At 67.5% G+C, this 21,786-nt stretch carries 18 protein-coding genes and 1 pseudogene; 5 read left to right on the top strand and 14 right to left on the bottom strand.

Annotated elements, in window-relative coordinates:
- The 5 genes and pseudogenes from F3J14_RS24400 to F3J14_RS24380 form a co-directional block, all read right to left on the bottom strand.
- A pseudogene (locus tag F3J14_RS24400) lies at positions 1-263 on the bottom strand (hypothetical protein); the annotation flags it as partial.
- Between the two features lie 41 nt (positions 264-304).
- A complete protein-coding gene (gene ubiE, locus F3J14_RS24395) occupies positions 305-1,036 on the bottom strand; it encodes a bifunctional demethylmenaquinone methyltransferase/2-methoxy-6-polyprenyl-1,4-benzoquinol methylase UbiE (RefSeq protein WP_006751940.1) in 732 nt (243 codons plus the stop codon).
- A gap of 52 nt (positions 1,037-1,088) precedes the next feature.
- Entirely contained in the window at positions 1,089-1,502 is a 414-nt protein-coding gene (locus tag F3J14_RS24390) for a DUF971 domain-containing protein (RefSeq protein ID WP_011657903.1), read from the bottom strand.
- Positions 1,499-1,942: an HIT family protein gene (locus F3J14_RS24385; RefSeq protein ID WP_166725169.1), complete on the bottom strand. Its 444-nt coding sequence runs from the start codon at positions 1,940-1,942 to the stop codon at positions 1,499-1,501. Before F3J14_RS24385 ends, F3J14_RS24390 begins: the two co-directional genes overlap by 4 nt.
- 85 nt (positions 1,943-2,027) lie before the next feature.
- Complete coding sequence (locus F3J14_RS24380; protein WP_166725168.1) at positions 2,028-6,050, bottom strand: DUF3683 domain-containing protein; 4,023 nt, start codon at positions 6,048-6,050, stop codon at positions 2,028-2,030.
- Positions 6,051-6,625: 575 nt separating this feature from the next.
- On the opposite strand from F3J14_RS24380, the gene ilvA reads away from it, so the two are divergent.
- On the top strand, positions 6,626-8,149 hold the full coding sequence (ilvA, locus tag F3J14_RS24370; RefSeq protein WP_166725167.1) for a threonine ammonia-lyase, biosynthetic: 1,524 nt from the start codon (positions 6,626-6,628) through the stop codon (positions 8,147-8,149).
- A gap of 12 nt (positions 8,150-8,161) precedes the next feature.
- A complete protein-coding gene (gene queF / locus F3J14_RS24365; RefSeq protein ID WP_166725166.1) occupies positions 8,162-8,986 on the top strand; it encodes an NADPH-dependent 7-cyano-7-deazaguanine reductase QueF in 825 nt (274 codons plus the stop codon).
- Between the two features lie 128 nt (positions 8,987-9,114).
- Here queF and F3J14_RS24360 read toward each other — a convergent pair whose 3' ends face one another.
- From F3J14_RS24360 to F3J14_RS24350, 3 genes are all read right to left on the bottom strand, one after another.
- Positions 9,115-9,501, bottom strand: coding sequence for a Rid family hydrolase (locus F3J14_RS24360; RefSeq protein WP_006751946.1), 387 nt, complete (start codon positions 9,499-9,501; stop codon positions 9,115-9,117).
- Positions 9,502-9,623: 122 nt separating this feature from the next.
- A complete protein-coding gene (locus F3J14_RS24355) occupies positions 9,624-11,105 on the bottom strand; it encodes a D-aminoacylase (RefSeq protein WP_166725165.1) in 1,482 nt (493 codons plus the stop codon).
- A gap of 2 nt (positions 11,106-11,107) precedes the next feature.
- Positions 11,108-12,043 (bottom strand): MurR/RpiR family transcriptional regulator, encoded by a 936-nt coding sequence (locus tag F3J14_RS24350; RefSeq protein ID WP_166725164.1) that lies wholly within the window; start codon positions 12,041-12,043, stop codon positions 11,108-11,110.
- A gap of 117 nt (positions 12,044-12,160) precedes the next feature.
- Between F3J14_RS24350 and F3J14_RS24345 the strand changes: the two genes are divergently transcribed.
- Positions 12,161-13,441, top strand: a complete 1,281-nt coding sequence (locus F3J14_RS24345; protein WP_166725163.1) for an amino acid deaminase — start codon at positions 12,161-12,163, stop codon at positions 13,439-13,441.
- A gap of 164 nt (positions 13,442-13,605) precedes the next feature.
- Complete coding sequence (locus F3J14_RS24340; RefSeq protein ID WP_166725162.1) at positions 13,606-14,187, top strand: DJ-1/PfpI family protein; 582 nt, start codon at positions 13,606-13,608, stop codon at positions 14,185-14,187.
- A gap of 138 nt (positions 14,188-14,325) precedes the next feature.
- On the opposite strand, the gene F3J14_RS24335 is transcribed toward F3J14_RS24340, so the two are convergent.
- Together F3J14_RS24335 and F3J14_RS24330 are read right to left on the bottom strand one after the other, a co-directional pair.
- A complete protein-coding gene (locus F3J14_RS24335) occupies positions 14,326-14,772 on the bottom strand; it encodes a MarR family transcriptional regulator (RefSeq protein ID WP_166725161.1) in 447 nt (148 codons plus the stop codon).
- 35 nt (positions 14,773-14,807) lie between these two features.
- Positions 14,808-16,403, bottom strand: coding sequence for an MDR family MFS transporter (locus F3J14_RS24330; protein ID WP_166725160.1), 1,596 nt, complete (start codon positions 16,401-16,403; stop codon positions 14,808-14,810).
- A 107-nt stretch (positions 16,404-16,510) separates the two neighbouring features.
- Here F3J14_RS24330 and F3J14_RS24325 point away from each other — a divergent pair, with 107 nt between their 5' ends.
- The gene (locus tag F3J14_RS24325; protein WP_166725159.1) at positions 16,511-17,353 is read left to right on the top strand and encodes an EcsC family protein; all 843 of its coding nucleotides are present in this window, start codon (positions 16,511-16,513) and stop codon (positions 17,351-17,353) included.
- Here F3J14_RS24325 and F3J14_RS24320 read toward each other — a convergent pair.
- From F3J14_RS24320 to F3J14_RS24305, 4 genes are all read right to left on the bottom strand, one after another.
- Positions 17,323-18,285, bottom strand: a complete 963-nt coding sequence (locus F3J14_RS24320; RefSeq protein WP_166725158.1) for an alpha/beta hydrolase — start codon at positions 18,283-18,285, stop codon at positions 17,323-17,325. The genes F3J14_RS24325 and F3J14_RS24320 overlap by 31 nt on opposite strands.
- Positions 18,286-18,387: 102 nt before the next feature.
- The gene (locus F3J14_RS24315) at positions 18,388-18,822 is read right to left on the bottom strand and encodes a CHRD domain-containing protein (protein ID WP_166725157.1); all 435 of its coding nucleotides are present in this window, start codon (positions 18,820-18,822) and stop codon (positions 18,388-18,390) included.
- Between the two features lie 286 nt (positions 18,823-19,108).
- Positions 19,109-19,882: a class II aldolase/adducin family protein gene (locus F3J14_RS24310; protein ID WP_006497398.1), complete on the bottom strand. Its 774-nt coding sequence runs from the start codon at positions 19,880-19,882 to the stop codon at positions 19,109-19,111.
- A 245-nt stretch (positions 19,883-20,127) separates the two neighbouring features.
- Positions 20,128-21,750 (bottom strand): phospholipase D family protein, encoded by a 1,623-nt coding sequence (locus F3J14_RS24305; protein WP_166725156.1) that lies wholly within the window; start codon positions 21,748-21,750, stop codon positions 20,128-20,130.
- Positions 21,751-21,786 lie beyond the last annotated feature (36 nt).

Raw genomic sequence — 21,786 nt, 5'->3', positions numbered from 1 at the left:
GCCGGTGCGGCCGGGTTCGCGCGCTGCGCCTGCGCCGGTGCGGCCTGCTGCATCGGCTGCTGCGCGGGCGGCGTGGCCTGGCGCTGCGTGACGGTGGAGTTCTGACGGCCGATGCTGCGCCCGCCGCCCATGCGCTTGGCCTCGGCGTCGAGCGATGCGAACGTGCCGGCCGTGAGCAGGCCGACCATCAGCAGCGTGCCGGCCCGTCGAGCCCACGGCTTCGACGGCTTGCTACGGTTGAACAACGAACGCGATTCGGACATCAGCTTCTCCAAATGTAAGGCGAATGTATGGGAAGAACCCCTTAGTACTTGGTTCCTAGGTGTAAAGCTACCACGCCACCTGACAAATTGTAATATTTGACGGCATCGAGGCCCGCTTGTTCCATCATCGTCTTCAGCGTGTCCTGATCGGGGTGCATCCGGATAGACTCAGCAAGATACCGGTAACTTTCAGCATCTTTCGCGAACTTGTCGCCAAGCCACGGTAATACTTTGAAAGAATACAGATCGTACGCTTTTTTCAGCGGATCCCAGACTTTCGAGAATTCCAGCACCATCACGCGGCCGCCGGGCTTCGTCACGCGGCGCATCTCGGCGAGCGCGGCGTCCTTGTGCGTCATGTTGCGCAGCCCGAACGCGACCGTGACCACATCGAAGTAGTTGTCCGGAAAGGGCGTTTTCTCCGCGTCGCACAGCAGCGACGGCGTCACGATGCCCTTGTCGAGCAGCCGATCGCGGCCGACGCGCAGCATCGATTCGTTGATGTCGGTGTGCCAGACTTCTCCCGTCGGCCCTGCCGCCTTCGCGAACGACTTGGTCAGGTCGCCCGTGCCGGCCGCGATGTCGAGCACCTTGAAGCCGGGGCGCACGTTCGCCTGCGCGATCGTGAACGCCTTCCACGCGCGGTGCATGCCGGCCGACATCAGGTCGTTCATCAGATCGTAGTTGCTCGCGACCGAATGGAACACGCCTGCCACTTTCTTCGCTTTTTCGGTTTCCTCGACGCTTTCGAAGCCGAAGTGGGTTTTACTCATCGCGTTGATCCTCAGTAAATGGCAAGACGGCGCCGAGCGGGCGCCGTCGCTTTCAGTGGCAGTGGCCGTGCGGCGCGGGTGCCGCCTGCATCGGCGCGTCGCGTTCGACGCCAGCCGCCTTCAGTTTGTCGAAATAGTCGCGCCACAGCGCGTCCTGCTGCGTCGCCAGTTCGTACAGCAGATCCCACGAGTAGATGCCGGTCGAATGGCCGTCGGAGAACGTCGGCTGCAGCGCATAGTTGCCCACGCCCTCGAGCGCGGTGATCGTCACCTCGCGCTTGCCGGTCTGCAGCGTCTCCTGGCCGGGCCCATGGCCGCGCACCTCGGCCGACGGCGAATAGACGCGCATCAGCTCGAACGGAATCCGGAAGTTCTCTCCGTTCGGGTACTGCAATTCGAGCACGCGCGACACCGCGTGCACGACGACGCCGGACGGAATCGGCGTCGTGGAAGTCAAACCGCTCATGGCTGCCTCGGATCGGTCGTTCGTTGAATTTCCTCGCGCACCGCATTGTGCAGCAGCGAGGCCTGCGCCGCGCGCGAGCGCAGCAGCGCCTCGGACACGCTGCGCTGGCGCGGCGCCCAGACGGGCTGCGGGAAATGGGCGTCATTCGAGAAGCGCGGGATCACGTGCCAGTGCACGTGCGGCACCATGTTGCCGAGACTCGCGAGATTCACCTTGTTCGGCTGCATCACGCGGCGCACGGCACGCTCCACCGCGTACACGATGCGCATCAAATGTGCCCGCTCGGGCTCGCCGAGATCGGAGAACTCGGCCACGTGCGCGCCCCAGATCACCCGGCAGAAGCCCGGGTAGTCGTGCTCGCCCGCCGCGAGGACGACGCGCAGCATGTCGTCCTGCCAGAGCACCTCGCCGCCGTCTTCACGGCAAAACACGCATTCCATCGTCGCTCCCATGTGGACGGGCGCCGGCGCTCGTGCGCCGGCGCCCGCTCATCCCAAGCCCGGCCGGGCGGTCGTCATGCCCGCATTAGACCAGCACGCGCTCGATCCCGCCATTGTTCGCGTGGGCGACATAGTCGGCCATCCAGTTCTCGCCGAGCACCTGGCGCGCGATTTCGACCACGATGTAGTCGGCCTCGATATTCGCGTCCTCGTTGTAGCGCGACAGGCCCTGCAGGCACGACGGGCAGCTCGTCAGGATCTTCACGTCCGGGCCGTTCGCGGCCGCGGCCGGCGCCGGCGCGTTGCCGGCCACGACCGGGATGCTGCGCAGCTTCGCGGCACCCTTGCGAATTTCCTCTTCCTTGCGGAAGCGGACCTGCGTGGAGATGTCCGGACGCGTGACCGCGAGCGTGCCCGATTCGCCGCAGCAGCGATCGTTCTTCTCGATCTTGTAGCCGTCCTTCTCCGCGCCCATCAGCTCGTTGACGAGCTTGACCGGATCCATCGTCTTGATCGGCGTGTGGCACGGGTCGTGATACATGTAGCGCGTGCCCGTCACGCCGTCGAGCTTCATCCCCTTCTCGAGCAGGAACTCGTGGATGTCGATGATCCGGCAGCCCGGGAAGATCTTGTCGAATTCGTAGCCTGCAAGCTGGTCGTAGCAGGTGCCGCACGACACGACCACCGTCTTGATGTCGAGGTAGTTCAGCGTGTTGGCGACCCGGTGGAACAGCACGCGGTTGTCGGTGACGATCTTCTCGGCCTTGTCGTACTGGCCCGAGCCGCGCTGCGGATAACCGCAGCACAGGTAGCCCGGCGGCAGCACCGTCTGCACGCCCGCTTCCCACAGCATCGCCTGCGTCGCGAGGCCGACCTGCGAGAACAGGCGCTCGGAGCCGCAGCCCGGGAAGTAGAACACCGCTTCCGAATCGACCGTCGTCGACTTCGGGTTGCGGATGATCGGCACGATCTTGTTGTCCTCGATGTCGAGCAGCGCACGCGCCGTCTTCTTCGGCAGGTTGCCCGGCATCTTCTTGTTGACGAAGTGGATCACCTGCTCGACGACGGGCGGCTTGCCGACCGTCGCCGGCGGGTGCTGCGTCTGCTTCGTCACGACCTTCTTCAGCATGTCGTTCGCGAAGCGCTGTACCTTGTAGCCGACGCCCATCATCGCGCCGCGCGCGATGTTGATCGTCTGCGGGTTGGTCGCGTTCAGGAAGAACATGCCCGCCGCATTGCCGGCGTTGAATTTCTTCTTGCCCATCTTGCGCAACAGGTTGCGCATGTTCATCGTGACGTCGCCGAAATCGATCTTCACCGGGCACGGCGTCGCGCACTTGTGGCACACCGTGCAGTGGTCGGCCACGTCGTTGAACTCGTCCCAGTGCTTGATCGACACGCCGCGGCGCGTCTGTTCCTCATACAGGAACGCCTCGACCAGCAACGAGGTTGCGAGGATCTTGTTGCGCGGGCTGTACAGCAGGTTCGCGCGCGGCACGTGGGTCGCGCACACCGGCTTGCACTTGCCGCAGCGCAGGCAGTCCTTCACCGAATCGGCGATCGCGCCGATGTCGGACTGCTGCATGATCAGCGACTCGTAGCCCATCAGCCCGAAGCTCGGCGTGTACGCGTTGCGCAGGTCGGCGCCGTCGAGCAGCTTGCCCTTGTTGAAGCGGCCATGCGGGTCGACGCGCTGCTTGTACGCGCGGAATTCGGCGATCTCGTCGTCGGTCAGGAACTCGAGCTTCGTGATGCCGATCCCGTGCTCGCCGGAGATCACGCCGTCGAGCGAGCGCGCGAGCTTCATGATGCGTGCGACCGACGCGTGCGCGTCCTGCAGCATCTCGTAGTTGTCGGAGTTGACCGGGATGTTGGTGTGGACGTTGCCGTCGCCCGCGTGCATGTGCAGCGCGACGAACACGCGGCCGCGCAGCACGCGCTTGTGGATCGCCTGCGCTTCGTCGAGGATCTGCTTGAACGCGCCGCCGTTGAAGATCGCGCGCAGCTCCGCGCGGATCTCCTGCTTCCACGAGATGCGGACCGTGCGGTCCTGCGTGATGTGGAACACGGTCGCGCCCGGCTGCTCGTCCGCCCGATCGGCGAACTTCTCGGCGAGCGCCTCGTAGCCGAGCTGCACGAGGTAGTGCTGCGCCTCGCGCAGCGGCTGGTCGAGCCGGTCGCGCACGAATTCCCAGCGCGCACGCACGCGCTTGAGCAACTCCAGCGCCTGCTGGACGCGATCCTCGAGCAGTTCGGCGCTCGGGATCTCGTTCGCGTCGTCGGTCTTGCCGAGCGGCAGGTTGCCGGCGCGGAAGAACGCCTCGAGCGCGTCCACCAGTTGCAGCTTGTTCTTCAGCGACAGCTCGATGTTGATCCGCTCGATGCCGTCGGTGTACTCGCCCATCCGGTTCAGCGGGATGACGACGTCCTCGTTGATCTTGAACGCGTTCGTGTGCTTCGCGATCGCGGCCGTGCGGCTGCGGTCGAGCCAGAAGCGCTTGCGCGCCTCCGCGCTGACCGCGACGAAGCCTTCGCCGCTCTTGCCGTTCGCCATCCGGATCACTTCGGACGTCGCTTGCGCGACCGCATCGGCGTCGTCGCCGACGATGTCGCCGATCAGCACCATCTTGGGGAAGGCGTTGCGCTTGCTCTTGGTCGCGTAGCCGACCGCGCGCAGGTAGCGCTCGTCGAGGTGCTCGAGGCCCGCGAGGATCGCGCCGCCCTGCTTCGACGTCTCGAACAGGTAGTCCTTGATTTCGACGATGCTCGGGATCGCCTCGCGCGCCTGACCGAAGAATTCGAGACAGACGGTGCGCGTGTGCGCGGGCATCTTGTGCAGCACCCAGCGCGCGGACGTGATCAGCCCGTCGCAGCCTTCCTTCTGCACGCCCGGCAGGCCGGCGAGGAACTTGTCGGTGACGTCCTTGCCGAGGCCTTCCTTGCGGAACCGGCGGCCTTCGATCTCGAGCATCTCGCTTTTCAGCAGCTTCTCGCCCGGCGCATACGCGCCGTCGAACCACTTCAGCTCGAAGCGCGCGACCGCGATGTCGTGGATCTTGCCCTGGTTGTGCTCGTGGCGCGTGACTTCGAGCCAGTTGCCGTCCGGGTCGACCATCCGCCACCAGGCCAGGTTGTCGAGCGCGGTGCCCCACAGCACGGCCTTCTTGCCGCCGGCGTTCATCGCGACGTTGCCGCCGATGCACGACGCATCGAGCGAGGTCGGATCGACCGCGAACACGTAGCCGGCCGCTTCGGCCGCTTCCGTCACGCGGCGCGTGACGACGCCCGCGCCGGAGAAGATCGTCGGCACCTTGTGCGCGACGCCCGGCAGTTCGGTGAGCTCGACCGCGCCGAGCTGTTCGAGCTTCTCGGTGTTGATCACGGCGGAGAACGGCGTGAGCGGCACCGCGCCGCCCGTGTAACCGGTGCCGCCGCCGCGCGGGATCACGGTCAGGCCGAGCTCGAAGCAGGCCTTGATCAGTGCCGCGATCTCGGCTTCGGTATCGGGGGTCAGCACGACGAACGGGTATTCGACGCGCCAGTCGGTCGCATCGGTCACGTGCGACACGCGCGACAGCCCGTCGAAGCGGATGTTGTCCTTCTGCGTGCAGCGGCCGAGCGCCTTGGTCGCGCGGCGGCGCAGGTCGGCCATCTTGTCGAATTCGTCGGCGAATTCGTCGACCGCGCGCTGCGCGGCGGCTTCGAGCATCTCGACACGTTCCGCGCGTTCGCGGCCTGCGTCGTCGTGGTGCGCGGTGAGGTCGGCGCGGCGGCGCTTGCCGATCTCGGTCAGACGGTGGTTCAGCGCCTCGATCAGGAGCGCGCGGCGCTTCGGGTTGTCGAGCAGGTCGTCCTGCAGGTACGGGTTGCGGCGCACGACCCAGATGTCGCCGAGCACTTCATACAGCATCCGTGCCGAGCGGCCCGTACGGCGTTCGGCGCGCAACTCGTCGAGCACCGACCACGCCTCCGCGCCGAGCAGGCGGATCACGATCTCGCGGTCGGAGAAGGACGTGTAGTTATAGGGAATCTCGCGCAGTCGGGGCGCGGGGTCGGCGGCGACGGCGGCGGCCGCGCCATGCGGATCGAAAACTTGTGGTGCGTTCATGTTCGGACGACTCGGAGGGCCGATACACCGTGCACGGGCGTCGGCAAGCGCGTAGGCGCAATCTTGGGGAAATCTGTTCTGGTGCCAGGCGTGCGACTATCTCGCATGGGGCCGGAGCGGGTCTGGACTCACCGTTCCGGGTTGGCAGGGCCTGGCGGCACTCGGAGCCATCAGCACGATCGCGCGCGGCGCGCATGCCGCTCCGCCGCAGGGCTGGCTGCGCGCGGCGTCGGCTTCAACGGGGCGATCCGAGGGTGCCTCTGCATCTTCCGATCCTTGATTCAAAACAGAATTCTAACCCATGATCGGGCCGTCCGTGACAGGCCGGACAGGTCGTGGGGCTTTCGCCGCAACCCGCACCAGGCCTGGTTCGGCACGATTTCGCGGCGGCATTTGCCGTCCGTCCGGTCGGTAACCATGCGGTTAAGCCGGTAAACAGGGACGCGTCGCGCGGCAAACACGCCCGCCAGCGCGGTTTCGCGACGGCGCGCCCGGCATGCCGCTTGCATGCGGGCGGACCCTTGGCGCTATCATTGATCCTTTACCGTCTGCTTCCGCACCGCACGCGAGCGCCCATGGCATCCCACGATTACCTGAAGAAAATCCTCACCGCGCGCGTCTACGACGTCGCGCTCGAGACGGAACTCGAACCCGCCCGCAACCTGTCGGCCCGGCTGCGCAACCCCGTGTACCTGAAGCGCGAGGACAACCAGCCGGTGTTCTCGTTCAAGCTGCGCGGCGCGTACAACAAGATGGCGCACCTTCCGGCCGACGCGCTCGCGCGCGGCGTGATCACGGCATCGGCCGGGAATCATGCGCAGGGCGTCGCGTTCTCGGCGGCCCGGATGGGCATCAAGGCCGTGATCGTCGTGCCCGTCACGACGCCGCAGGTGAAGGTCGACGCGGTGCGCGCGCACGGCGGCCCGAGCGTCGAGGTGATCCAGGCGGGCGAGTCGTACAGCGATGCGTATGCGCACGCCGTGAAGGTTCAGGCCGAACGTGACCTCACGTTCGTTCACCCGTTCGACGATCCGTACGTGATCGCCGGCCAGGGCACGATCGCGATGGAAATCCTGCGGCAGCACCAGGGCCCGATTCACGCGATCTTCGTGCCGATCGGCGGCGGCGGCCTCGCGGCCGGCGTGGCCGCGTACGTCAAGGCGGTGCGGCCCGAGATCAAGGTGTTCGGCGTGCAGGCCGAGGATTCGTGCGCGATGGCGCAGTCGCTGCAGAAAGGCGAACGCGTCGAGCTGAGCGAAGTCGGGCTGTTCGCGGACGGCACCGCGGTGAAGCTCGTCGGCGAGGAAACCTTCCGGCTCTGCCGCGAATTCCTCGACGGCGTCATGACGGTCGACACCGACGCGCTGTGCGCGGCGATCAAGGACGTGTTCCAGGACACGCGCAGCGTGCTCGAGCCGTCCGGCGCGCTCGCGGTCGCGGGCGCGAAATGCTACGCGGAACGCGAAGGGATCGAGAACCAGACGCTCGTCGCGGTCACGTCCGGCGCGAACATGAACTTCGACCGGATGCGTTTCGTCGCCGAACGCGCGGAAGTCGGCGAGGCGCGCGAAGCCGTGTTCGCGGTCACGATCCCCGAGGAGCGCGGCAGCTTCAAGCGCTTCTGCTCGCTCGTCGGCGAACGCAACGTCACCGAGTTCAACTACCGGATCGCCGATGCGCAGGCCGCGCATATCTTCGTCGGCGTGCAGATCAAGCGGCGCGGCGAATCGGCCGAGATCGCCGCGAATTTCGAGTCGCACGGCTTCAAGACCGTCGACCTGACGCACGACGAGCTGTCGAAGGAACACATCCGCTACATGGTGGGCGGCCGCTCGCCGCTCGCGCTCGACGAACGCCTGTTCCGCTTCGAATTCCCGGAACGGCCGGGCGCGCTGATGAAGTTCCTGTCGTCGATGGCGCCGGACTGGAACATCAGCCTGTTCCATTACCGCAACCAGGGTGCGGACTACAGCTCGATCCTCGTCGGGCTGCAGGTGCCGCAGGCCGATCGCGCCGAGTTCGAACGCTTCCTCGCGGCGCTCGGCTATCCGTATGTCGAAGAGAGCGCCAATCCGGCGTACCGGCTCTTCCTGTCGTAAAGGCTTCGTGCAATGAATCCCGAACACTCCCCGCTCGGCAAGGCCACCGTCTACGCCGCCCAGTACGACGCGTCGCTGCTGTTCCCGATCCCGCGCGCCGGCGCGCGCCAGCAGCTCGGCATCACGTCGGCGCCGCCGTTCTTCGGCACCGACATCTGGAACGCGTACGAACTGTCGTGGCTCAACGCGCGCGGCAAGCCGCAGCTCGCGGTCGCGACGTTCTACGTGCCGGCCGAATCGCCGAACATCGTCGAATCGAAGTCGTTCAAGCTGTATCTCGGCTCGTTCGCCCAATCGAAGTTCGACTCGCTCGACGCGGTGCGCGACACGCTGAAGCGCGACGTGTCGGCCGCGTGCGGCGCGAGCGTGTCGGTGCAGCTCGTGTCGCCGCACGATTTCGGCAAGCTCCAGATGGAAGAGCTCGACGGGCTGTCGCTCGACCGGCTCGACCTCGACACCGACGTGTACGAACCGGATCCGTCGCTGCTGTCGGCCGCCCAGGACGAAGCGCCGGTCGAGGAGACGCTCGTGTCCGACCTGCTGCGCTCGAACTGCCCGGTCACCGGCCAGCCCGACTGGGGCAGCGTGCAGATCCACTACGTGGGGCCGCAGATCGATCATGCGGGGCTGCTGCGCTACATCATTTCGTTCCGCAATCACACGGGCTTTCACGAGCAGTGCGTCGAGCGCATCTTCCTCGACATCCTGCACGCGTGCAAACCGCTGAAGCTCGCGGTGTATGCGCGCTATACGCGCCGCGGCGGACTCGACATCAACCCGTTCCGCACGAACTACAATCAGCCGATGCCGGACAACGCACGGACCGCGCGGCAGTAACGGAACTTGGCGGGCAATCGCCGCCAGCCGCCGCCAGCGGCAACCATGAGGCCCGCAACGAAACAGCCCCGCCGGCTCGCGCCGACGGGGCTGTTTTGCTGTGCGCGGGAAACGCGCGCGTTACTGCGTTACTTCGCAGGCGCCTTGTACGCGATGCAGTCGACCTCGACCTTGCAGTCGATGACCATGCTCGACTGCACGCACGCACGCGCCGGCGGATGCTCGCCGAAGTACGACACGAACACCTTGTTGAACGACGCGAAATCGCGTGCGTCGTCGAGCCATACGCCGCAACGCACGACGTGCTCGAGGCCGTAGCCGGCTTCCTTCAGGATCGCGATCACGTTCTCGATCGTCTGCTTCGACTGCGTGACGATCCCGCCTTCGACGACCTCGCCGTTCACCATCGGCGTCTGGCCCGACACGTACAGCCAGCCGTCGGCCTCGACCGCGCGTGCAAACGGCATCACCTGGCCGCCGGTACCCTTCGCTTCGCCCACGCCATATCGCTTCATCGTTTCACTCCTGGTTTGTCGACCGGCATCGGCACGTCAGCGCCCGCGCCAGCCCATGCAACGCACGGTTGCGGATGCGCGCGCCGACATGGCGCACGCGGCAAATCGGTTGGAGACCGCGCTCAGAACGCGGCGTCGGCACTCGCCGGCACGCGCTCGCCGCGTGCGACGAAACCGCCGGCGCGCTCGCCGGTCGGCCGGCCGTTCTCATAGGTCAGCACGCCGTTCACCCACACGGCGTCGATCCCGTGCGCGGGTTGCTGCGGCTTGTCGAACGTCGCGGCATCGATCACGCGCGCCGGATCGAACAGCACGAGATCCGCGTGGTAGCCGACATGCACTTCGCCGCGCCCCGCGATCCCGTAGCGGCGCGCGGACAGCGACGTCATCTTGCGGATCGCTTCCTCGAGCGGCAGCAGGTTCGTGTCGCGCACGTAATGGCCGAGCACGCGCGGGAACGCGCCCCACAGCCGCGGGTGCGGCAGCGGATCGTTCGGCAGGCCGTCCGAGCCGACCATCGTCGCCGGGTGCGACAGGATCCGGCGCACGTCGTCCTCGGACATGTTGTGGTACACGGCGCCGGCCGGGCGGATCCGCTGCGCGGCCTCCTGCTCGGTCACGCCCCAGTCGGCCGCGATCGCCTTCAGCAGCTTGCCGGCGACTTCCGGATGCGGCTCCGACCACGTGATCGTGATGTCGATGTCACCCGTCACCTGCTTCAGGTCGAGCGTCGACGAGCTGCGGCTGTACGGATAGCAGTCGCAACCGACCGGCTGGTAGCGGCGCGCGCCTTCGAGCGACGCGAGCACCTCGGTGCTGCGCCCCCAGTTCGACGGGCCCGCGCACTTCAGGTGCGAGATCACGACCGGCACCTGCGCGTGACGGCCGACGCGGTAGGCCTCGTCCATTGCGTCGAGGATCGCGTCGAACTCGGTTCGCATGTGCGTCGTGTACAGCGCGCCCGCATTCGCGAGCGGCTCGGCGAGCGCCATCACTTCCTCGGCCGGCGCCGCGAACGCGGAGCCGTAGGCCAGGCCCGACGACAGCCCGAGCGCCCCGTTCGCGAGCGCCTCCTCGAGCTGCGTGCGCATCCCGGCGATTTCGCCGTCGGTCGCCGCGCGATCGAGGCGGTCCATCTGGTTGTTGCGCAGCGCGGTGTGCCCGACGAGCGCCGCGACGTTGACGGCCGGACGCGCATCGTTCACGGCCGCGACATAGGCGGCGAAGGTCGGGTAGCGGAACGCGTCGCGATCACCGAGCAGGTTCATCGGATCGGGCGGATCGCCCGCGAGCGTCACCGGCGACGCGCTGATCCCGCAGTTGCCGACGATCACGGTCGTCACGCCCTGCGAGATCTTCGGCAGCATCTCCGGCGCGCGGATCACGTGCGTGTCGTCGTGCGTGTGCACGTCGACGAAGCCCGGCGCGAGCGCGCGGCCGTTCGCATCGACGACGGTTTCGGCGAGCCAGTTCGACAGGTTGCCGATCGCCGCGATCACGCCGTTGCGGATCGCGACGTCGCGCGTGACGGGCGGTGCGCCGGTGCCGTCGTACAGCTGCGCACCGACGATCAGCGTATCGGCGGCTTCGGGATGCGAATGCATGGTCAGTCTCCTACCGGTTGACGGTCTCCGCCGCCGCGGTGCGCATCGAGCGCATGCTTGATGCGGCGCAGCGATTCTCGGCCCGCGTCGCCGAGCCGCAGCGCGACTCCGGTAACGAGCACGTCGATCGCCATCATCATCGCGTAGCGCGACGTCGAAGGCTTGTAAATGAAATCGGTTTCGAACGCGACGACCGGGATCAGGTGGTCGGCGAGCTTCGCGAGCGGCGAAGCCGGCGCGGTGATCGCGATCAGCGTCGCGCCGTAGCGCTTCGCGAGGCGGCAGCTCTCGAGCAGCTCGGGCACGCGCCCGCTCACCGACAGCGCGACGACCACGGCGTCGCGCGACAGCGTCGCGGCCACCATGCGCTGCAGCAGGCTGTCCTGGTAGCTCGCGACCGGCCGGCCGAAGCGCACGAGCCTGAAGCGCAACTCGTCGGCGAGCGCGGTCGAACCGCCGCCCTGCCCATACACGTAGACCATCTTCGCGCCGGCCAGCCGGTCGGCCGCCGCGTCGAACGACGTGTTGCGCAGCAGCTGGTGGTTATGCGCGAGCGCCACGCGGATCTCGTCGTAGACCACCGATGCCGGGCTCGCGTCTTCTTCGGGATGCGCGTCGGACGGCACGAGGAAGCGCTGGCCGACGGCCGCGGCCTGCGCGACGAGCACCTTCAGTTCGCGCACGTCGCGGCAACCGACGGCCTTCGCGAAACGCGTGACCGTCGCGACGCTGACCTGCGCGTCGCGCGCCAGCGCGCCGATGCTCGCATGCGCGGCGCGCGCAAGATCGGCGAGGATGAATGCCGCGACCTTGCGTTCGGCTTCGCGCAGCTCGGGCGCGCATTCGGCAATGCGCGCGACGATGTCGAGGAGCGGCTGGGCGACCGGAGCCGGGTGCTCGGCGGCGAATGGCGCTGACGGGGTGGCGGGCGAATTCATCTGCTGAAAGGTGGGGCGCTTTATGTTACTAAATAACATCACCGCGCCGATGCTACTTTCTGTACCATCGGCATGTCAACTTTAGTGCAATGCATAGTGATGATGGAGCGGGATGACATGAAAGTTACAAACTATCAGAAACCGACAATCAATCCGTTGGGCAAGGGCCTCGGCAACCTGCCGAGCGCGAGCGTGCCGCTCGGCGACGCAAGCCGCCTCGAGTGGAACCTGCTCGCGGAAGACGTCAGCCTGCCGGCCGCGGTGCTGTACGCGGATCGCATCGAACACAATCTGAACTGGATGCAGGCGTTCGTCCAGCAGTACGGCGCCCAGTTCGCGCCGCACGGCAAGACGACGATGGCGCCGCAACTGTTCCGCCGCCAGCTCGCCGCCGGCGCATGGGGCATCACGCTCGCGACCGCGCACCAGACGCAGGCCGCGTATCACGGCGGCGTGCGGCGCGTGCTGCTCGCGAACCAGCTGGTCGGCCGCCAGAACATGACGATCATCGCGGAGCTGCTGTCCGACCCCGACTTCGAATTCTTCTGCCTCGTCGATTCGGCCGACGGCGTCGACCAGCTCGGCCGCTTCTTCGGCGACGCGAAGAAGACGCTGAACGTGCTGCTCGAGCTCGGCGTGCCGGGCGGCCGCGCGGGCGTGCGCGATGCCGCGCAGCGCAAAGCCGTGCTCGACGCGATCGCGCGCTATCCGGACACGCTGAAGCTGGCCGGCATCGAACTCTACGAAGGCGTGCTGAAGGAGGAAGGCGAGATCCGCGCGTTCCTGCAGGATGCGGTCGCGCTCACGCGCGAGCTGGCCGAAGCCGGCCGTTTCGCGCGCACGCCGGCGATCCTGTCGGGCGCCGGCTCGGCGTGGTACGACGTGGTCGCGGAGGAATTCGCGAAGGCGTCCGACGCCGGTTTCGCGGAAGTCGTGCTGCGTCCGGGCTGCTACCTGACACACGACGTCGGCATCTACAAGGAGGCGCAGACCGACGTGTTCGCGCGCAACCCGATCGCCCGCAGGATGGGTGAAGGGCTGCTGCCGGCTCTGCAGCTGTGGGCGTACGTGCAGTCGGTGCCGGAGCAGGATCGCGCGATCATCGCGCTCGGCAAGCGCGACGCGGCGTTCGACGCGGGCCTGCCCGAGCCGGCGCGGCACTTCCGCCCGGGCCGCGACAGCGTACCGCGCGACGTCGCCGCGAGCGAAGGCTGGGCCGTCACCGGAATGATGGACCAGCACGCGTATCTGCAGATCCCGCCGGGCGCGGACGTGAAGGTCGGCGACATGGTCGCGTTCGACATTTCGCACCCGTGCCTGACGTTCGACAAGTGGCGCCAGCTGCTCGTCCTCGATCCGCAATTCCGCGTGACGGAAATCGTCGAAACCTTCTTCTGACACACTGCGCACGCCGCCCCGCCGCCGCGCGGGGCGGCCGTCACGCGCGCTTCAATCTGCCGGAGTACACTGCGCTTTCGTCCTCGGGGCCGCTTCGCCGCCGTAGCGCCCGTCTGCCGCACACGGCGCGAACGGACCCTCAACGCTGTTCAATGGAGAAAGCCATGGCCGCGAAGAAGATCCTGTTCCTGACCGGTGATTTCGCCGAAGACTACGAAACGATGGTGCCGTTCCAGGCGCTGCAGGCCGTCGGCCACCACGTCGATGCAGTCTGCCCGGGCAAGCGCGCGGGCGACAAGATCAAGACCGCGATTCACGATTTCGAGGGCGACCAGACCTACACCGAAAAACCCGGTCACCAGTTCACGCTGAACGCGACGTTCGACGACGTCGATGCGTCGGGCTACGACGCGCTCGCCATCGCGGGCGGCCGTGCGCCCGAATACCTGCGCCTGGATTCGAAGGTGATCGCGCTGGTGCGCGCGTTCGCGGAAGCCGGCAAGCCGATCGCCGCGATCTGCCATGCGGCGCAATTGCTCGCGGCCGCCGACGTGATCCGCGGCAAGCGCATCTCGGCCTACCCGGCCTGCGCGCCCGAAGTGAAGCTCGCCGGCGGCGAATACGCGGACATCCCGGTCGATGCAGCCGTGACCGACGCGCCATTCGTCACCGCACCCGCGTGGCCCGCGCATCCGGCATGGCTCGCGCAATTCCTCACGCTGCTCGGCACGCGCATCGAGCTGTAAATGAAGTTGAAATGAGATGAAGTGAAACGCCGGGCGGCGGCGCGTTGGTGCGCCCTGTGCGCCCCGGCCGCCCCAGGCGCCGCGCCGGCCGCGATCGGCCGACGCGTGCGCGCCGTCGCGTTGCTTGCCGCCCTACCTTCAATGCGATGCCGGCGGCGAGCCGACATCCGCGATCCGCGATTCCAGCATCGCCAGCGCGCCCGACAGCGCATTCAGCACGTCGTCAGGCAGTTGGGCCATCGTCTGTTCGAGGAACGCCTTGCGGCGCGGCAGGCACGCGTCGAACGCGGCGCGGCCGGCGTCGGTCAGCGTGACGTTGGTCACGCGGTTGTCGCGGGCATCGGACGCGCGCTCGATCCAGCCGAGCGCGTCGAGCGATTTCAGCTGGCGCGTGAGCGCGCCCGGATCGATGCGCAGCACTTCGACGAGCTTCTTCTGCGACGAATGCCCGCCCATCGTGTGCAGCGCGACCATGATCCGCCAGCGCGGCATCGGCTGCCCGACGTTCGTTTCGAACGCGGTCATGAACGCGCGATACGTGCGTCCGAATTGCTGCAAGATCGCGACGCGGTCCTGTTCTTCCATGCGCTGAATTCGTGTCCGGTGAATCGTTGAATCGGTCAATCGGCCGCGACATGCGGCTCGATCTTGTGCCGCAGCGCGATCGGCGGCACGCGGCGGCACTGCCACACCGACACCACGGCGACGACGGCCGCCATCGCGACCCCCAGGTGAATCGCGCCGACCAGCGATTCGCGGGCCGCTTCCAGCAGCAGCGCGCCATTATGCCCGGCGCGGGTCAGCTCCGCGACGAGACCGCCTTGCGCGGCGCGGTCGATCAGGATCTGCGGATCGGCGAGCCGCGCATGCCATTGCAGTGCGTGGTCGCCCGACAGCGCATCGCGCACGCCGCTCGAATACATCTGGTTGACGAGCGTGCCCGTGAGCGCCGTGCCGAGCATCCCGCCGACCATCCGCAGCGACTGCAGCAGCGCGGTCGCGATGCCGAGGTGCTCGCGGCCGGCCGTCTGCTGCGCGAACACGGTGAGGTTGGGCAGCACGAAACCGAGACCGATGCCGCCGGCGACCATCAGCGCCATCAGCATCCAGGTCGGCGTCGCGTGCGTCGACACGACGATGCCCGCGCATGTGATCGCGAACAGCACGAAACCGACGTGCAGCATCGCGTTCGGATGGCGGATGCGCGTGACGACGCGGCCGTTCATGATGCTGCCGATGGTGATGAACACGACGAGCGGCGTGATCACGAGCCCCGCCTCCTTCGGCGACATCCCGAAGCCCCCCTGGAACAGCAGCGGCGCATAGAATAGCAGCGAGAACATCGAGAAGCCGGCGAGGATCGCGAGCACGAACAGCGCCGACAGCGCGCGGTTGCCGAACATGTCGAACGGCAGGATCGGCTGCGCGCAGCGCTTTTCCCAACGCCACAAACCAACCCCGGCGCCGACCGCGACGACCAGCAGCAGCGACGCCCAGCTCATGACGCCGTACTTCGGCAGCCATTCGACGAACAGCTGCAGCGCGCCGAGCGACAGCGCGATCAGCAGCGCGCCGGGCCAGTCGAGCCGCATCTTGCGGTCGTGCTCGACATGCCGCAGGTGCGGCAAGTAGCGCCACACGAAGAACAGCGACAGCAGGCCGACCGGCAGGTTGACGTAGAACACCGAGCGCCAGCCGAACGACTGGGTCAGGATCCCGCCGAGCGACGGCCCGACCGCGTTCGCGATGCCGAACGCGGAACTCATCAGCACCTGCCAGCGCAGCCGCACGACGGAATCGGGGAACAGGTCGGGAATGCACGCGAACGCGGTGCCGACCAGCATCCCGCCGCCGATCCCCTGCAGCCCGCGCGCGAGCACCAGGTACAGCATGTCGTTCGCCATTCCGCACAGCACCGACGCGCAGGTGAACACGACGATCGACACGACGACAAACGGCTTTCTGCCGTAATAGTCGCCGAGGCGGCCGAAGATCGGCACGGTGATCACGGAACTGAGCAGGTACGAGGTCGCGACCCACGCGTACAGGTCGAAGCCCCTGAGTTCGGCGACGATGGTCGGCAACGCAGTGCCGACGACCGTCTGGTCGAGCGCGACGAGCATGGTGACGAACGAGATCCCGATCATCGCCAGCAGCGATTCGCGGAACGGCAGGACTTGCCCGCTCGAATGGTGGGCGGCAGTATGGACGGCCATTTTTTGCTGATGCAACTTTTGACGAGTCAAACAATCTCAAAATTCTAGCACGCCGGAGTAATCTAGGCTGGCGACGGTTCAACCCGCCCCGGCCGCCAAGGAGAAAGATGGAACCGATTTCAATCACGCCTGCCGCGACGCTGTCGCCGGAAGATCAGGACGCCCTGCAGCGCGCGAAGCAGGTACTGGAAAGCCCGTCGCTGACGATGAAGCTGACGGGCATGCTGGGCGCGCCGGTCGAGAAGATGATCGCGCGGCTGCCGGACTTCGCGACCGGCAAGATCAACGACGCGACGCAGCTCGCGTTGCGCAAGTGCCTGAACATCGCGCTGCGCACGCTCGGCAAGCCGCAGACGCCCGATGCCGAGCCGGACAAGCCGAGCAACCTGCTGCACAAGCTCGCGGTCGCGACCACAGGCGCGGCGGGCGGCGCATTCGGCTTCCTCGCGCTGCCGGTCGAGCTGCCGGTGACGACGACGCTGATCTTCCGCTCGGTCTGCGACATCGCGCGCAGCGAGGGCGAGGACCTGGGCTCGGTGGATACGCAGCTGCAGTGCCTGGCCGTGCTCGGCATGGGCGGCAACTCGGACAAGGACGACGAGGACGCCGATCTCGGCTATTTCGTGCTGCGCGGCGCGCTCGCGCAGGCGATTTCGAAGGCGTCGTCGGACATCACGGCGAAAGGGATCGCCGCGCACAGCTCGGCGGCCGTGTTCAAGCTCGTGCAGACGGTGGCGTCACGCTTCTCGGTGCAGGTCACCGAGCAGATGGCCGCGAAGTCGATCCCGGCGATCGGCGCGGTGCTCGGCGCGACCGTCAACACGCTGTTCATCGACCACTTCCAGCAGATGGCGCACGGCCACTTCACCGTGCGCCGGCTCGAGCGCAAGTACGGCTCGGTGGCCGTGAAAGCCGCGTATCAGGCGATCGACGGCTCGCCGACGCGCTGAACCGCCCGCTCGACCGCGACGCGGCGCAAGAACGCGGCCGCCCGGTCGAGCGCGTCGCGCGACTCCGGCACCATCGGCGCGTACAGCTGCCACACGTGCGGCATGTCGGGCCACACCTCGATCTCCACCGGCACGCCGGCCGCCTTCGCCTTGTCGGCGACGCGGCGCGAATCGTCGAGCAGCACCTCGGTGCTGCCAACCTGGATAAAGAGCGGCGGCAGCCCGGTGAAATCCGCATAGAACGGCGACGCGTACGGATGCGTCGCCGAGGCATCCCCCAGATACAGCTTCGCCGCCTTCGGCAGCGCCGCGCCCGCGAACATCGGGTCGGGGCCGTCGTTGCTGCGCATCGTGCCGCCCGTGCCGGCCAGATCGGTCCACGGCGAGAACAGGATCGCGCCGGCCGGCAACGGTTCGCCGCGGTCGCGCAGCGCAACGAGCGTCGCGAGCGCGAGGCCGCCGCCCGCCGAATCGCCGCCGAACACGATCGATTCGGATGGCGTGCCGAGCGCGAGCAATTGCCGGTAGGCGGCCAGCGCGTCGTCGAGCGCGGCCGGGAAGCGGTTTTCGGGTGCGAGCCGGTAGTCGAGCGAGAACGAGCGCACGCCCGCGCGCTTCGTGAGGCCGAACACGAGCGGCCGATGGGTTTTCGTCGAACAGAAGTAGTAGCCGCCGCCGTGGAAGTACAGCAGCGTGCGGCCGGGCCCGCGAGCGGCGAGCGCGTCGGTGCGTTCGAGCCATTCGCCGCGCAGCGGCGCGTCGCCGGGACCGTAGCACTCGCGCAGCCGGTAGCCCGACGGCGCGCGACGCGGCACGATCATTCTCAGGTCGGTGAAGCGCCGAGCGCGGGCAGGATCGAGCACCGGGCGCGTGGTCTCGGGACGAAACTGCCAGCGCAGCAGCCAGCACGCGAACTTGCTTTGCCAACTCATCGAACACACTCCGTCATCGCAGTGTGACGATGGTACGTGCGATCGCCGCCGCGCCGCTCGACGGGAGCCTCTATATCAAACGCCGTCGCGCGCCCGGCCGGCTCAGTTCGCCGGCATCATCTGGCCGCGGATCTCGCCGGACGGATGCTCCTTCGTGTGCACGTTGAAGTACCACTTGCCGCCCATCAGGTCGGTCACCTGCGCGTCGGTGAGCTCCTTCGCGCCCTTCATCGGGCTCGCAAGCTCGTCCTTCGGGACCGGCACCTGCACGCCGGCGTTCTGGCCGACCGGCGCGGGCCCGTGGAAGTGCGCGGCGGTCGCCGGCCCCGTGAGGTGTTCGTACGTCGCCGTCCAACGCAGCATGTGGGTAGCGGTGTCGTAGGTGGCGTCGACGGCGCCGGAGCCCTTCGTCGCGGTGGGCGGCACTTCGCTCGACGGCTGCAGGTTGGCGGACAGGCGCACCGTTTCGGCAGCGGCACCGCCGGCGACCAGCACGCCCGCGAGCAACGCCACCTGGAGCAAACGCAGCTTCGGCATGAATCCTCCTTGTACGACGTGGTACGCCACCCGGACGGGGACGTGACATGATGGTAGTCGATCGCCGCCGATCCGGCAGCCCCGCGCGTCGGCGAGCCTGCCGGAACCTGGAAGAGACCTTTGCAGCGGGAGCCCTGAATCCGCGCGCGGCCTTTCGCTACACTTCGTTTCACAGTTGCTTGTTTCCTTCGTCCGAAGGAGTCTGCGAGTATTCACGCGGCCATCCGGCCGCGTTTTTTTTGCCTGCACGGCATGCGCGCATCGTCACCGGCGCGCGCCGCCTGCATCACGCGCGATAGCCGGGATCGATGCGATCGACGATGCGCTGCAATGCGTCGAAAGCGTCCTGCCCCGCGCCGTGCTTCGGATCGAAATTCAGCGAATCGCGCACGCAGCCCTCGAGCACCGGCGGCGCGATCGGCAGTGCGTCGCCGATCGCATGGGTCGCGACCTGCACCTCGCACGCGCGATTGAGCAGCCACATCAGCGAGAAAGTCTGCGCGAGCGTCGCGCCGATCGTCACGGGCCCGTGGTTGCGCAGCAGCAGCACGGGCCGCCCGCCGGCGCTCTCGACGATGCGCCGCCCTTCCTCGAGATGCACGGTGATGCCCTCGAAATCGTGATACGCGATCTTCCCGTACAGCTGCGCCGAATAGAAGTTCGAGAACGACAGCCCGTCGCGCGAGCAGCACACGGCCATCGTCGGCGTCGTATGCACGTGCATCACGCAGTGCGCGTCCGGCAGCGCCGCATGGATCGCGCTGTGGAACGTGAAGCCCGCCGGGTTGATCGGCCAGTCGGAATGGCCGATCACGTTGCCGTCGATGTCGATCTTCACGAGGTTCGACGCGCATACCTCGCGGTAATGGAGCCCGAACGGGTTGATCAGGAAATGGCCGTCCTCGCCCGGCACGCGCAGCGAGATATGGTTGTAGATCAGCTCGGTCCAGCCGAGATGGTCGAAGATCCGGTAGGCGGCCGCGAGCTGCACGCGCGCCTGCCATTCGGCCTCGGAGAAACGGGCGGGACGCGTGAACGGCTGGTTCGGTACACGTTGCATGGGGCACTCCGGTGGCGGACGGGCGCGGCCGCGCGGGCGGCTGCGCGCATCGTCGGTCGTCTGCTGGCGTCGCACGCGGCGCGGGCTGCGTGGCGGCTGGTTCGGCGCGTCGTTCGGCGCCGGCCGGCCCGCATTGCGCGAGCCGTCCGCCGGTGCCGTCACGATACGCATATCGTTGCGCACACAACCATATCACCTTTCCCCGCGCACCGGAATCGCGGGTTTGGCCTGAGTCGTTCCGGCCCTTACAGCTGGTCGTCGACCGGCAGCAACATGAAGATGCCCGTCATCACGTTGCGCTTCAGCCCGGCATGCGGATCGACGTGATACGTGGCCGGCTGACCGCCGTCGACGCCGGTCCATTCGAGCGCGGGCCGGCCGCCGTCAGTCTGCTTCGCGAGCGTGACGCGATAGCTTTCGTCGGGCTGCGTCACGCGCGCGAAGATCGCCGCGGCCTGCTGCGCGAGCACCGGGCTGTGGATCACGAGCGCGAGTTCGGTGTTGAGGTGCGCCGAGCGCGGGTCGAGGTTCAGCGAACCGATCACGAGGATTTGCCGGTCGATCACGTAGGCCTTCGCATGCAGGCTCGCCCGCGAGCGCGAGCCGAACAGCCGGGTCGGCTGCTGGTCCGGCTGCGCCTTGAATTCGTACAGCTCGACGCCGCGCTGCAGCAACGGGACGCGATAAGGCGCATAGCCGGCCTGCACCGCGATCGCGTCGGTCGCCGCGAGCGAATTCGTCACGATCGCGACGCGCACGCCGCGCGCGGTCGTATCGCCGAGGATCTTCACGCCGGCGTCGTGCGGCACGAAGTACGGCGAGAACGCGAGGAATTCCTTGCGCGCGCCGCGCGTCAGCTCGGCCAGGCGCTGCATCGGCGGGCTCACGTACGTGTCGGTCGGCCGCGCGACCTTGTCCGGCGCATCGACCTTGAATTCGGCCGGCGCCCACACGAGTTCGAGTTCGTTGCGCGCGATCTGCTGCGCGAGCGGTGTCGCGTTCAGCGGCTTCGCGTTGTACGGATCGGCGTTCTTGCGCCAGTGGTCGCGCAGCTCGTCGCGCATCGCGTCGAGATCCTTCGGATCGAACTTCTGATGATTCAGCGCGCGCAGCGGATAGCTGCTCGCGCTCGCCCAGTAGTCGTCGAAGCTCTTCGAGATGTCGTTCGTCACGGGGCCGGCCGCGAGCACGTCGAGATCGCGGAACTGCAGCGTCGGGCTCGCGCTGAAGTATTCGTCGCCGAGATTGCGGCCGCCGACGATCGCGAGCTGGTTATCCGCGATCATCGCCTTGTTGTGCATCCTGCGCGTGAAGCTGTCGATCCGCGTGAAGAAGTTGGCCGTGCGCTCGGCCATGCCGCGCTGCGACGCGCCGAACGGGTTGAATACGCGGATCTCGATGTTCTGGTGCGTATTCAGCGCGGCCATCACGCGGTCGATGTCGTGGAAGTTCAGGTCGTCGACCAGCATCCGCACGCGCACGCCGCGATCGGCCGCGTACAGCGCCGCGCCAAGCAGCAGCTTGCCGGTCGTATCCTCGGTCGCGATGTAGTACTGCATGTCGAGCGTCTTCGTCGCCGCGCGCGCGAGCGCGATGCGCATCTGCAATGCGGTGGCGCCGTCGGCCAGCAACCGGAAGCCCGACTGCCCCGCATGCGCGGCTTCCGGCGCGGCCAGCGCATCGCGCAGCGGGGTCGCGGTATCGGCAGACAACGCGTGGGAGACAGGGCGATCGAGCGAGGTGGCGGGCGGGTGTGTCGCGCAGGCGACGAGCGGCAGCAGCGCGCAGACGATCAGCGCGCGGGCCGGGCGGCACACGGCGCGCCACGACAGCGCGGCCGGCGCGCGCCGAATCAAAGACGTAAGCACGGAAGCTTCCTCGACAGGCGGATCAACGGGTCCGCG

Origin of the sequence: Burkholderia sp. Tr-862 (assembly GCF_011753085.1) — a bacterium.
Classification (GTDB): Bacteria; Pseudomonadota; Gammaproteobacteria; order Burkholderiales; family Burkholderiaceae; genus Burkholderia; species Burkholderia ambifaria.
Note: the sequence above shows the minus strand (reverse complement) of the source record. Positions and strands in the feature narration are given on the sequence as shown.